At 40.0% G+C, this 13175-nt stretch carries 11 protein-coding genes; 7 read left to right on the top strand and 4 right to left on the bottom strand.

Annotated features, from left to right (window positions below; genetic code table 11):
* Window positions 1-291 precede the first annotated feature (291 nt).
* The gene (gene rlmD / locus NST02_RS20780) at window positions 292-1683 is read left to right on the top strand and encodes a 23S rRNA (uracil(1939)-C(5))-methyltransferase RlmD (protein ID WP_095309564.1); all 1392 of its coding nucleotides are present in this window, start codon (window positions 292-294) and stop codon (window positions 1681-1683) included.
* 116 nt (window positions 1684-1799) lie between these two features.
* Here the strand turns inward: rlmD and NST02_RS20775 are convergent, their stop codons facing one another.
* The 4 genes from NST02_RS20775 to murQ form a co-directional block, all read right to left on the bottom strand.
* Entirely contained in the window at window positions 1800-2807 is a 1008-nt protein-coding gene (locus tag NST02_RS20775) for a MupG family TIM beta-alpha barrel fold protein (protein ID WP_137742890.1), read from the bottom strand.
* Window positions 2804-4162, bottom strand: coding sequence for a PTS transporter subunit EIIC (locus NST02_RS20770; RefSeq protein WP_095309560.1), 1359 nt, complete (start codon window positions 4160-4162; stop codon window positions 2804-2806). The genes NST02_RS20775 and NST02_RS20770 overlap by 4 nt, the downstream gene beginning before the upstream one ends.
* A 93-nt stretch (window positions 4163-4255) precedes the next feature.
* Entirely contained in the window at window positions 4256-5119 is an 864-nt protein-coding gene (locus NST02_RS20765) for a MurR/RpiR family transcriptional regulator (RefSeq protein WP_095309558.1), read from the bottom strand.
* Window positions 5120-5146: 27 nt separating this feature from the next.
* On the bottom strand, window positions 5147-6049 hold the full coding sequence (gene murQ / locus NST02_RS20760; protein WP_340949705.1) for an N-acetylmuramic acid 6-phosphate etherase: 903 nt from the start codon (window positions 6047-6049) through the stop codon (window positions 5147-5149).
* 564 nt (window positions 6050-6613) lie between these two features.
* On the opposite strand from murQ, the gene tnpA reads away from it, so the two are divergent.
* The 6 genes from tnpA to NST02_RS20730 all read left to right on the top strand — a co-directional run bounded on the left by tnpA (window position 6614) and on the right by NST02_RS20730 (window position 13174).
* On the top strand, window positions 6614-7084 hold the full coding sequence (tnpA, locus tag NST02_RS20755; protein ID WP_340948879.1) for an IS200/IS605 family transposase: 471 nt from the start codon (window positions 6614-6616) through the stop codon (window positions 7082-7084).
* A 285-nt stretch (window positions 7085-7369) separates the two neighbouring features.
* Complete coding sequence (locus NST02_RS20750) at window positions 7370-8563, top strand: class I SAM-dependent rRNA methyltransferase (RefSeq protein ID WP_137742889.1); 1194 nt, start codon at window positions 7370-7372, stop codon at window positions 8561-8563.
* A 110-nt stretch (window positions 8564-8673) separates the two neighbouring features.
* On the top strand, window positions 8674-10872 hold the full coding sequence (locus NST02_RS20745; RefSeq protein WP_137742888.1) for an extracellular solute-binding protein: 2199 nt from the start codon (window positions 8674-8676) through the stop codon (window positions 10870-10872).
* Window positions 10873-11004: 132 nt separating this feature from the next.
* Window positions 11005-11703 (top strand): deoxyribose-phosphate aldolase, encoded by a 699-nt coding sequence (gene deoC, locus NST02_RS20740; RefSeq protein ID WP_095309550.1) that lies wholly within the window; start codon window positions 11005-11007, stop codon window positions 11701-11703.
* A gap of 54 nt (window positions 11704-11757) precedes the next feature.
* Complete coding sequence (locus NST02_RS20735) at window positions 11758-12690, top strand: ribokinase (protein ID WP_137742887.1); 933 nt, start codon at window positions 11758-11760, stop codon at window positions 12688-12690.
* Window positions 12677-13174 (top strand): RbsD/FucU domain-containing protein, encoded by a 498-nt coding sequence (locus tag NST02_RS20730; protein WP_212590645.1) that lies wholly within the window; start codon window positions 12677-12679, stop codon window positions 13172-13174. Before NST02_RS20735 ends, NST02_RS20730 begins: the two co-directional genes overlap by 14 nt.
* Window position 13175 lies beyond the last annotated feature (1 nt).

Below are 13175 nucleotides of genomic sequence, written 5' to 3'. Positions count from 1 at the left end.
GTAATCAGTTATATTGTGCAAAACCAAACTTTTACACGAAATGTGCCGAAAATCTTTTTTATCAACAAATCGGTATAACAAAGTTAATTTTTTGTTTAAGATATAGGATACAGATACTGAGGCAAAAATCCCGAGATGAAAACGAACTTTAAACAATTTTTCTTAGCGGAAACGAAAGATTAGGTGTTTTATGTCAAGGCTTGTAATATCTACTAAGGATGTATCATTCCCAAAAGTCCATTAGTCCTTTATACTAATTGGAGTAAAAGATTTAATGGAGAGGAATTAATTATGACCGTTACGAATGAAGAAATGATTGTTGAGATAAAAAGTTTGGACGATAAAGGCGCGGGACGAGCTAGTGTTTGGCGTGAGAATGAGCACGGAAATCAGAAAAAGTTAAGGCTAACGATTCCGCAAGTACTCCCTGGAGAAAAAGTTCGTGTTATTGTTGACAAGCCAGAACGTCGAAGAAGAAGGGCGATTGCTGAAGAAATTTTAGAGACGCACTCAGAGCGCATTGCTCCACCTTGTCCTCATTTTGAACGATGTGGAGGATGTGTTTGGCAGCATTGGCAATATCGTGGACAATTGCAGCAAAAGACTTCCCATGTGAAAGAGGCGATCGAAGCGCAAGGTTTTAATCCAGAGCTTGTCGCAGATACGATTGGAATGGATGAGCCTTGGCATTATCGCAATAAAATGGAGTTTACGTTTTCGCCTGAAGGTGAGTTAGGGTTGCATGAACAAGGAAATTTCCGAAAAATTATTTCTTTGGAAACATGTCTTATCGCAGGGAAAGAAATGGTTGAGGCTGCGATGGAGGTTGCCAAATGGGCAAAAGATCAGAAGTTAAGAGGATATAATAAAGACCTGCACGAAGGCTTATTACGCCATCTTATGGTGAGACAGTCATTCGTAACAGGTGAAATGATGCTTGCTTTATTTGCAACTGAGGCTCCAACTGGACAACTTGATGGAGCAACGAGCGATTTGGTTAAACGAATTACAGCAAAGTTTCCCCAAGTGAAAAGTTTAATGTGGCTTGAGAATACCGATTGGGCGGACCGTACCCAATCTGAAAAAAGCCATATCCTTGCAGGGAGAGACTTTATTTATGATGAAATGGACGGATACCGCTTCCGTCTATGGTTCGATACATTTTTCCAAACGAACCCGACACAAGCACAAAAGTTGGTTGAACTGGCAGTTGCGATGGGTGAACCGAAGCAAACCGAAAAAATGATTGATTTATTCTGTGGGGTTGGAACATTTTCACTTCCGTTTGCAAGTAGAGTGGAAAAGCTTGCCGGTATTGAGATTGTTGAAAGCTCGATTGAATCGGCGCAACGAAATGCCTTGGATAATGGATTAACGAACACGTATTTTCTAGCAAAAGATGCTCGTAAAGGCATTGACGAGGTATTAGCGAATTTCGGTAAGCCTGAATTATTATTATTAGACCCGCCCCGTTCAGGAGCCGGTGGAAAAGTGATGAGAAGAATCGGACGTTCTAAACCCGAGCGCATTGTTTATGTATCCTGTAACCCTGATACATTTGCTACAGATATTAAAGAGCTCGAGCCGTTCGGATATAGATTGGAGAAAGTACAGCCAGTCGATTTATTCCCGCACACGGTTCATGTAGAATGTGTTGCATTGTTGGTATATACTGGAGAATAATTTTAAAGAGGGTATCACCGCATAATAAGGTGATACCCTCAAATATTTGTGTGTAAAAATATTGATGATGAAAGGATATCGGTCTTCAGCCCAAAAGCAAAGCGTCCCCAACTAGATTAAACAAGTTGGACAGATGCTCCCGGAGGAAGGTAGGCTAGCAATGGAAGATCATCGTTCAACACCTTACCGAGGACATTCACCCTTTGATCAGCAGGCAAATCGCGTAATGCAATTTGAATTTCACCTTGATAGCGGCCGTAGAGATGATTGTCCATTGTAATCGTTCCTACGGGGCGAATCTCCGTCCTGGCAGGGGCGATTGCTGTTTTTGAGCGTGTGTCCATAAAGCGCAGCACATCTCTGGAAAGATCAGGGCGTAATTTATAGGTGCCTTGATGCAGAAAATCGGCTTCTGTACGAACGATGATTGTTTTTTCCTCAGAAAATAACAGTAATTTTGCTAGCAATTGTTCACCTGGGTCGGGGTCACCGATATAGACATCTTCCACTCCTTCGTGAAAAAGCTGGAGTGCAGATAGGAGAGGCTCTTGCGTGCGATGCTCTTCTAAAGTTGGCAAGCCATCGAACAACGGCCCTCTTTTCTCGCCAGATCCTGGGATATAGGCACTTATTGGTATATTGTAACGTTTAAACAATGCATTTTGCTGGCGAAAGAACTCCATGCTTAACCCGGTCTCTTTCCGAGGATAAAAATTGTGCCAGCCAATAAGACTATCTGTTTTTAACCCTTTAGAGGTGAGAGTGAGAATATCATCTTCAAATAAAATACTCGCATTAATGGCAATTTTAAATTCAGCAGAAAGGGCTAAAATCAGCTCATTGTCAAAAAAATCATCTAAGCGAAGTCCTGTTACACCTAAATCCTTAAGCTGAAAAAGGTCATTAATGCCCAGATGAGACGGGGTGTTATAGGATACATCAGCAAAAACCTCAATTCCGTTCTCACTCGCTAAATGTAACAGCTTTTTGGCGCGCTCAGCTAATTCACCCTTCTCCTCGGGGAGGTGAAGCGAGGTAAATGCCCGCTTCACACCTGTCTTTCCAGCTAATATAATTCGTTCTTCGGCAGCTCGATCATTTAAATAAAAGGAGATTCCAATCAATCGTATTCACCTGCCATTTCATCCTTAAACCCAAATAGGTAAGTAAAGATGAAACCAGCAGCATAAGCGATGAGTACACCTACTAAATAAAGAACAATTTGATGGGTGTGAACAAGGAATGAGAGCGGTAAACCAGACACTCCGACTGCAATTGTAGCGATATTAAAGTATGCCTGGAACGCTCCACCAATACCAGCACCTAAACAAGCAGTGATAAATGGTCTTCCAAGAGGTAACGTTACCCCAAAGATAAGTGGTTCACCAATTCCTAAAATACCAGATGGAAGTCCCCCGCCAATCGCTCTTTTTAAGCGTGGTTTCTTTGTTTTAAAGTAAATGGCAAAAGCCGCCCCAACTTGACCTGCACCGCCCATTGCCAAAATTGGTAGCAATGGATCGTCGCCAATCGTATTAATTAATTCTAAGTGCACTGGCGTTAAGCCTTGATGCAGTCCTGTTACAACGAGCGGAAGGAAGGTCGACCCAAGAACAAACCCGGCTATAATTCCACCCATATCTAACACAGCTAATAATCCTTTTGTAATCACGTCTGATATGAAGCCACCTACTGGCATAAAAACTAAATATGTGACAATTCCAGTAACCAATAATGCGATAGTAGGTGTAACTATAATATCCAGTGACTGTGGGACAAATTTGCGAACTCTTTTTTCTACAATGGCGATAAAGATGGCAGCAAGTAAGACACCGATAAGTCCACCCCGTCCTGGAACGAGCTCTTCTCCAAATAGAACGATCGAAGCGGAGGCAGGATTGATAATAAGGATCCCTGCCAGACCACCGAGAGCTGGTGAACCTCCAAATTCCTTCGCTGCGTTAATCCCCACTAAAATACCGAGATACGTAAATAGCCCGCCGCCAATAACAGTTAAAATCATGGCAAGCTGTGATTCCGCTGAGAGCCATCCAGCTTGAATAACCGCTTTTGAAATCCCTGTAATTAACCCTGAGGCTACTAAAGCAGGAATTAATGGAATAAAGATGCTGGCAATTTTTCTTAAAAATAATTTAAAAGGAGTAGCGTTTTTCGTTTTTAATTCTGATTTCACTGAAGCTGCCCGTTCTTTTAAATTGATTTCTCCTGATTGCTCTATTAATTTACCAAACTCCTCCGTTACTTTATTGACTTTTCCCGGTCCAAGAATGATTTGCAACGTTTCTTCTTCGACAAATCCGATGACACCATCAATTTTCTTGATCTCTTCTTTATTGACGAGAGATTCGTCTACTGGGGTCACCCGAAGCCGAGTCATGCAGTGTGTATAAGACTCAATATTCTTGGCGCCGCCTAATTGCTTTAATATTTTTTCAGCTAAAATTTTATTTTCAGCCATTTTTGCTCCCCCTATCATTGTAATAAAGCTCTTTTCTCAAGTGGTAATAGTGAAATCACTTGACGAGCTTTTTCTCTAAAAATAACTTGGTGCTCACTTTCCAGTTGATTGCTCTTTTAAAAATTTGATGGCGCTTCTTGTTTTTTCAATATAATCAACGGTTTCCTCATATGTTTCTGTTGCCATGCATAAAAACAAGACATCGATCATAAATAGTTGTGCCAATCGGGAGGAAGTGGCAGCACTTCGAAATGGAGCTTCTGTAGAATGGGAAGTAAACAGCTTCATATCGGCTAATTCTGCTACAGAAGAATGTCCATATTTTGTTAAACTGATCGTTTTCATGCCTTTTTCCTTTGCTAACGCCATCACATTAATGACTTCAGGTGTTTCTCCAGAGAAAGAGATTCCAAATAAGACATCATCCTTTTCAGCATTTGCAATTAAAGTAGCAACCAGATGTGTATCTGAGAAGGCGGTGGCATGCTTATTAATGCGCAAGAGCTTTTGCTGAACATCCGTTGCGATTATTTGTGAAGCACCAATTCCGAATAAATGAATATTTTTGGCTGCTAATAGAGTTTGAACTGCCATTTCAAGTTCCTCATACTGGATAACCTCAGCAGAATCACGTAAGCTTTGAATGCTGTTACTTAATGTTTTTTGAACGATATTCTCTTTCGTCTCATCCTTTTTTATATCTGTATATCCCTGTTCAACCGGCTTTCCTAAATCGCTAATGACTCGAACCTTTAAATCCTGAAAACCTTTGAAACCTAATGACTTGCAAAGGCGAATAACAGCGGCGCCGCTCGACGATGTAACGGCTGCTAACTCACTCACTGTGCAGTTTACAACTTCATGTGGAGCATCCAAGATATACTGGGCAATTTTTCTTTCCGATTCTGGAAGCTGCATAAGCATATTTTCTATAATTTTTAATCCACCTGAAATCACCGTTGATTACCACCTTTTAAAATTCATTTATTCCTTTTTGATCGCTTTGCGAACATATCCATCGGCTTCATCCAACATTTGGAGCGCTTTGTCCTTTGTGACATCGTTCTGTATCATGACAATCGCTGTTTTCACTTGAAGATCTGCTGCCTCGAGTGCTTTCACTGCCTTTTCATAGGTAACACCAGTAATTTTGATGATAATGTTCAGGGCGCGTTCCTTTAATTTTTCATTGCTTACATGAACATCAACCATTAAATTTTCATAGGCTTTCCCAAGCAATATCATCGAGCTTGTCGAAATCATATTCAGAACCATTTTATGTGCAGTTGCTGCCTTTAATCTTGTCGAACCGGTTAATACTTCAGGTCCAACTACGACTTCGATCGCTTGGTCGGCCTCTTTGCTAATGAGAGCATTGCGGTTGCAAGAGAGAGCGACTGTTTTTGCTTGAATACTCTTCGCATATTGAAGAGCACCAATAACGTAAGGGGTACGTCCGCTTGCAGCAATCCCAATAACCGTATCCTGAGGTGAAAGATTGATTTTCTTTAAGTCGGCTTCACCCGCTTCCGGTTTGTCCTCGGCGCCTTCAACAGCTTTAATAAATGCTTGTTCACCGCCTGCAATAATCCCTTGAACCATATTGGGATCGGTGCTGAAAGTCGGAGGACACTCCACCGCATCAAGAACCCCTAATCTCCCGCTTGTTCCAGCACCGATATAAATGAGTCTCCCTCCTTGTTTGAATGATTCCAATGTGTATTTCACTGCCATTTCAATATGAGGAAGCTCTTGTGCAACTGCCTCGGCAATTTTTTGATCTTCCTCATTCATAAGTTTGAGAATATCAAGTGGTTGTGCAGTGTCAATCGCCATTGAACGTTCATTGCGAGATTCTGTTGTTAGCGTTTTCAAATTGTGCTGCATACTATGCCTCCATGCTTATGACTTGTTGTATGATAGGTTATCCAGATTCAGTATAACTCCTTAGAAATAAAATTTCAATACTTAATATATAATACTGAAATTTTATTTCAGAATAGAAATTACTTTTGCATTGGCTACTTGAAATATAATTACGAGAAGAATGCGTGTGACAAAATTTTATGCTACAGTATAACCATGAATGCAGGGATATTAAAACCTGAACTGAAAACAAAGCCTTTGGCATAAGCTGAGGTTAGAGCTATGGGTGACCGAAGTATAACGATAAAAAAAGTTTCTTCAGCAACGAAAAGCTCAAATCGACAATTGGTCAATGAAAAATGGTATGAGCTTGAAAACAAAGGTATAATAAGAGGTATTAGAAAAGCTGGAAGAAGCCCATTCTATAAATGGATGAGGCTTCTTTTTTTAATGGTTTAGAAAACCCCTGGCTATGCCGGGGGTTCCAGAGAGCTTAAAGCGTGGTAACAAAAAAACCTCACTTCATGGTAGGATAAAGTTGGTTTCCCGACCACTTTATCTCACTCATGAAGGAGGTATGCCCTGATGAAGGACATGAATAGTTTAGCACACACAACATGGAATTGTAAGTATCACATAGTATTTGCACCAAAATACAGAAGGCAAATGATCTATGGAAAATACAGAAAGAGTATTGGACAGATCATAAGAGACTTATGTGAAAGGAAAGGCGTCATCATACATGAAGCAAATGCTTGTCCAGATCATATTCATATGTTGGTGAGTATTCCACCGAAATTAAGTGTATCTCAGTTTATGGGGTATTTAAAAGGAAAAAGTAGCCTGATGATATTTGATCGACATGCGAATCTGAAATATCGCTATGGAAATCGAAAATTCTGGTGTCGAGGTTTCTATGTTGATACAGTGGGAAGAAATAAGAAGCAAATACAAGAATATATAAGAAATCAGCTAAAAGAGGATTACGTGGCTGATCAATTAACGTTGTTCGAAGAATTTGATCCATTCACAGGAGAGAAAAATCGGAAGAAATAAAGAAATTCTTTAGAATTAGTGAGTGAATGTGGTGCAGAAGGGAAACCCTTTCAGTTGGCCTTTAAGGCCAAGGCCGGTAAGAGAGGCTTTCAGCCGAAGAGCAAACCACCAGTTCACACTGGTGGTTTTGATTAGGCTTTATTATATGTCGGTGTTGATTCTCATTTTCTCTCTTTCAGCATACTGAAAGGCTTGTGAAACCTTGGTTTCACAAGAGATGGGCCAAAAATTGTTTAAAAAAACCATTGCTTATAGAGGCAAAATCAAATGAACAGGGCGGTTTTTATGAAGCAAACAGTAAAAGTAAAAGTAAAATCAGCGTATGTGAAAAGTATAAAAGCAGGGTTTCCGCTTCTCAAAAAGGAAGCTGTTGAAAATTTACAACAATTAGGTGCGGAAGGGACGATTCTTGAACTAACCGATGATAGCGATCTATTTCTAGCAAAAGGTTATTATGGGAAGCAAAATAAGGGCATCGGTTGGATTTTAAGTCGGAGGCAGGAAGAACAAATTGATGTGCGCTTTTTTGAGAAGAAATTAAAAAGAGCATTTGAACTGCGACAGTCTTTCTTTAGTGATCCTGGAACAACGGCATTCCGTTTGTTTAACGGTGAAGGGGATGGAATTGGAGGTGTTGCGATTGAATACTTCGATGGTTATCTTCTTATTCAGTGGTACAGCGAAGGGATTTATCATTTTAAGGATTTGTTCATTGAGGCCCTGAACAGCATTGTTGATTATAAAGGAATATATGAAAAGAAACGATTCGATCTGCAAGGGACTTATATGGAAGATGATGATTTTCTTATCGGAGAAAGTGCGCCCGTACCGCTTCTTGTAAAAGAAAATGGCATCAACTTTGCCATTTATTTAAATGAGAGTGCAATGGTAGGAATCTTCTTAGATCAGCGCGAGGTAAGGAAAACGATACGCGATAATTATGCGAAAGGGAAGACGGTATTAAATACGTTTTCGTATACGGGTGCCTTTTCAGTTGCGGCTTCATTAGGCGGCGCCATGAAAACAACGAGCGTTGATGTTGCGAATCGCAGCAAAAGCAAAACGATTGAGCAATTTAGTGTGAACGGCATCGACTTTGAAGCAGAGGATATCATTGTCGAGGATGTGTTCAATTATTTCAAATATGCTGGTCGAAAAAACCTTTCATTTGATTTAGTAATCCTCGATCCGCCAAGCTATGCTCGTTCGAAAAAAAATACATTCAGTGCAGGAAAAGATTATCCAGATCTATTAGCAAAAGCAATTGATGTCACTGAACAGGGAGGCGTGATAGTAGCTTCTACTAATTGCAGTACATTTGGCATGGACAAATTTAAAGGTTTCATCGAAAAGGCATTCAAGCAAGCTGATTCCAAGTATCAAGTTCTTGAAGAGTTCAGACTACCTGCCGATTTTAAGACAATAAAAGAATTTAAAGAAGGCGATTATTTGAAGGTTGTATTTTTGCAGAAGCTTTAACAGGGAAAGGGAGAGAAGTTTTCCAAATAAGACTGTTAATTACAGAATTTGCATTTTTATGATATGCTACTATTTATCATAGATGAAACGTTTAACGAGGTGGAATTACGTTGACTACAATTAAAGAAGTGGCAAAAATGGCAGGAGTTTCAATTGGGACCGTTTCGAATGTTTTGAACGGTAAAACAAATAATATTGAGCTTATAGATCGAGTTGAACATGCCATGAAAGAATTGGGTTATCGTCCTGATGCAAATGCTAGGAGTCTTAAAAGTGAAAAGAGTGGTTTGATTGGCTTCGTATTGCCGAATTCTACGAATCCAGAAAATGCCTCACTGCTCTCTCATATCCAATCTAAGTTAAGTGAAAAAGGATATAGCATTCTTTTGTTTTTTTCACAAAATAACAAGCTGCTTGAGAAAAAGGCAATTGAAAAATGCCTTGAAAAAAGGGTCGATGGTATCATTTTATTTTCTTCATTAAAAAGGAAGAAGGAAGTAATAACGGAAAAAGAAGGTACACCCATCGTGATGGTGTCATACAGCGAAGCAAGTACCATAACGGGTGATGCGATTATTTTGGACTATTCCCGCGCTTTTGAACAGATTTTAGATTATTATGAGCGGAAGGGGAGGACAAATGTCGCACTGATCATTGATGAATCTTTTTATCAAAATGAAGAAGTGATCGAAATATACAATAAGCGCTACGGTGTAAAAGGGCTGCTAAAAATCTCGGATTACAGTAAAGAACGCGGATTTAAAGCTGCCTATGAGCTTTTCTTCCTACATCCTGAAATTGATGCAGTCATTTCAGGTAATTATCTCATTGCTGAAGGAGTAGAAAAAGCGATTAAGCTTTTGAAAATAGAAGATATTGAGGTTGCGGTATTGAAGGAAGGCAACTGGATAGAGGATGAGGCGGCATTTCCGGTCCAAATCTCTTTCTCTCAAAAAAAAATTGCTGAACGTGTGATTGAAAAAACGCTCGATGCGATTGAAAATCCTAAAACACATGAAGCTGTTGTAGAAAGAATTCATGCTGAATATAAAGAAACGCGAACGGTCTTGCACGGTGTGGAACGGAATTGCTCAACGGCAAACCTTAAGTTTGCTTTATACGAAAGTCCCACTTCTATTAGTTTAACAATGCTTGCAGAAGTATATGCACAGCAAACAGGAACGAATATAGAATTTGATTTATATAAGTACGACGAGTTGGAGCATTGTGTACATAGTATCTCTGACAGCTCCAGCAGTTTATATGACGGGGTGATGCTGGATATTACATGGATCGATGAGCTTGTGCGTCATAATGTGTTGGCTCCACTCGATCAGTCTAATATTGATTTCCAAGGTTTTATTCCTGGACTTGAACAGCAGTGTGGTGTGGTTGATGGGAAATATCACGCAGTTCCGATCATGTCTGGAACACAGCTTTTATTTTATCAAAAGGACTTGTTTGAAAATGAGTCATTAAAAAGGCAGTTTGCTAGAACATATGGAAATGAGTTAACCGTTCCACAGACATGGTCACAATTCAATATTATTGCAGAGTTCTTCACAAGGGCATACAATAGCAAATCACCAACGACATATGGTATTACAAGCGTATCCGGTGAAAATATATATACGACCATCTCTTATCTTAATCGACTATGGTCATACGGAAGTGATGTATTCGACGATAATGGTAAAGTGCTCATCAATAATCGTACATCACTTACAGCATTGATGAATTTCGTCAATAGCAGCAAATATTCTTCACCGCAACAATTGTATTCATGGGATGAGGCAGTGGAAGACTTTAAGAAGGGTCATAGTGCCATGACGATTTTATATGATTCTTATGCTAATGAACTAAATGATTACACGAAATCGAAGGTGGCCGGCAACCTTGGAGTTGGCTATATTCCGGGAGGGACTCCAGTATTGGGAGGCTGGAGCTTGGGAATCAATAAAAACAGTACCAATATAGAAGAGGTCATTAAGTTTCTTACATGGGTGAGCAGTGATCACGCTGTTATTCCACTGGCACTTTTAGGTGGATCGACCTTGAGAAAAAGCTATTATGAGAGCAATGATTTAGAGGATTCTTATCCGTGGAAGAATAAGGTTTTGGATAGTTATCGGAAAAGCAGAAAAAGGATACTGCCAAATGTAAAAATAAACAATAAGGGTCGAAACTATATATACAGTCATGTCATCTCTAAAGAAATTAACGCTTCAGTTCGTGGGCAAATATCAGAGGAGCAAGCGTTAATAAACATTGAACAAACCATTAATCGTTTAATGGAAGAGAATAAGTAATCGCAATAGCTGTAGTCAAATAATATATTTGACTGCAGTTATTTTTTATAAATAGGATTGAAATAGGAAAATCATCATGATAAGATGATTATATGAAACGTTTCATGTAACATTATACATAGGAGGGATTGCATGATTGACTTTAGTGACAAAAGGCAGGTTGCAAAAGCAATACAATACACGAATGTAAATCCGAACTTAACGCGAGAAGGAATGATTAAGCATTTAGAGACATGTGTACAGTATGGTTTTAATGCAGCGATGGTTGCTCCTTGCTATGTATCCTTAGCAAAGGATTTTCTGCAAGGGACAGGAATCAAGGTGGCAACGACATTAAATTTTCCACAGGCGAACGATACATTAGAAATGAAGCTTGCAGCATTACGAGAGCTTATTAAAATTGGACCAGATGAATTTGATTTTCCTCCAAATCCGGGATTATTAATCGGTGGACTAGAACAGGAGTATTTTGAAGAAATGCGGCAAATTGTTGAAGTGTCTCATGCTTCAGGCGTTGTAGTTAAAGCCATGCTCGAATTTGGTTTTTTAAATGAGGAACAGAAAATAAAAGCTACAAAGCTTGCTTATGAAGCTGGGATTGACTGGGTTAAACAATCAAGCGGCTGGGGAATTGGCGGATGCGCAGCAACAGTAGAGGATGTCAAAATTTTAAAGGAAAATATTCAGGAACCATGCCGAGTTAAAGTTTCTGGAAAAGTAAACACACTTGAGAAAATGAAAGCAATGTTTGACGCTGGAGCAGAACTCGTGGGAACAAGCTCTGGACCTGAGATTTGTGAGGGGCTGGCAGGCGATCTGAATGCCTATTAAGTTACTAGTCTCTTAACATGGCAAACTCAGCTTTAACGGAAAGAAGGTGATAGAATGAAGATATGTATTATTGGAAGCTATGCAAAAGCCCTTGTTATGACGACGGATCGCATCCCTCTCGTCGGTGAAACTCTTCTAGGTGATCATTATCGAGAAACCTTTGGCGGGAAAGGCTCTGATATGGCTGTACAAGCTGCAAGATTAGGTGCTGAAGTGTCTTATATCGGAGTGGTAGGCAACGACTCGTTTGGTCTTGAGTTTCTGGATCTAATGGAATCAGAGGGTGTAACGCTTGAGGGGATAAGGAAAACGACTGAGAAGCCGACCGGTGTAGGATTTATCATTAAAGATACGAACGCTAGAAATGTCATCGTCGTGGATATGGGAGCCAATCAATTATTCTCTAAAAGGGATATTGAGCGACATTTAAAGTTGATTGAAGAGGCTGATGTTGTCCTCGCTCAATTAGAAATTCCGACTGAAACGGCTCTTTATGCATTGAAAAAGGCAAAAGAGCTAGGGAAAACAACGATCCTTAATCCGGCACCAGCTATTAATTTACTATCCTATGACTTAAGTTTTGTTGACTTCATTACACCAAATGAAACTGAGGCCCGGGTCACAATTGGAGAGCTGCCAGAAGTGGAACTGTCACACCGGGAAGTCGCACTCCAACTGTTACAAACAGGCTGTGGAACAGTCATTATGACCCTTGGTGGAGCGGGTGTTGAAATTCATACGTCAACAAAATGCACCGCCATAAATGCTTGCCCAATTGAAGTTGTCGATAGCAATGGGGCAGGTGATAGTTTTAACGCTTCTCTTGCAGTGGCACTTGGGGAAGGACAGGAATTAAGAGATGCTGTTCAGTTTGCCAATGCTGTCGCTGCCTTGTGTTGTACAAAATGGGAAACAGTACCATCCTATCACACTAGACCAGAAGTTGAAGAGTTTATTAGCAAAAGGAGGATTCATGATGAGACCTAGCCGTATTCTACATCCAAAACTTTCGAAAGCGCTTGCAGAATGTGGGCATACAGATATCATCTTGGTGACAGATGCAGGCTTTCCGATTCCGAAAGATGCGAACCGTATTGATCTTGGCTATTACGCTGGGCAAGTGGATGTTTTAGATATTCTAAAAATGCTTAGAAAGGAAATTTTCGTCGATGAGGTGGCATTTGCGGGTGAGGTAAAAACGCATCATCCGCAGCTTTATAAGAGCATTCAAGATATTTATACGGGCTCAGGAGCAATTTTTAAGGGAACAACGCATGAGGAGTTGGTCGAAAATATCGCTCCTAAAGCAAAGGTGGTGATACGTTCAGGCTCATTAAATGCGTGGGCAAATTTTGCGTTGGTTGCAAGCACAGATCCTTTTGCATGGTTTACAGAGGAAGATATTAAGATTTTGCCAGCATATGTGGAGAGAAGACGGAGAATAAAGGAAAATGAGGTTCCGAATTTATAAG

It is taken from the genome of Robertmurraya sp. FSL W8-0741, assembly GCF_038004005.1.
Taxonomy (GTDB): domain Bacteria; phylum Bacillota; class Bacilli; order Bacillales; family Cytobacillaceae; genus Robertmurraya; species Robertmurraya siralis.
The sequence above is the reverse complement of the archived record's forward strand: the minus strand, read 5'-3'. Positions and strand labels throughout refer to the sequence as shown.

Bases quoted from the DNA above. Each gene is read 5' to 3' on its own strand.
- rlmD (WP_095309564.1), top strand. From the start codon at position 292: ATGACCGTTACGAATGAAGAAATGATTGTTGAGATAAAAAGTTTGGAC.
- NST02_RS20770 (WP_095309560.1), bottom strand. From the start codon at position 4,162: ATGGCTGAAAATAAAATTTTAGCTGAAAAAATATTAAAGCAATTAGGC.
- murQ (WP_340949705.1), bottom strand. From the start codon at position 6,049: ATGCAGCACAATTTGAAAACGCTAACAACAGAATCTCGCAATGAACGT.
- tnpA (WP_340948879.1), top strand. From the start codon at position 6,614: ATGAAGGACATGAATAGTTTAGCACACACAACATGGAATTGTAAGTAT.
- NST02_RS20750 (WP_137742889.1), top strand. From the start codon at position 7,370: ATGAAGCAAACAGTAAAAGTAAAAGTAAAATCAGCGTATGTGAAAAGT.
- deoC (WP_095309550.1), top strand. From the start codon at position 11,005: ATGATTGACTTTAGTGACAAAAGGCAGGTTGCAAAAGCAATACAATAC.
- NST02_RS20735 (WP_137742887.1), top strand. From the start codon at position 11,758: ATGAAGATATGTATTATTGGAAGCTATGCAAAAGCCCTTGTTATGACG.
- NST02_RS20730 (WP_212590645.1), top strand. From the start codon at position 12,677: ATGATGAGACCTAGCCGTATTCTACATCCAAAACTTTCGAAAGCGCTT.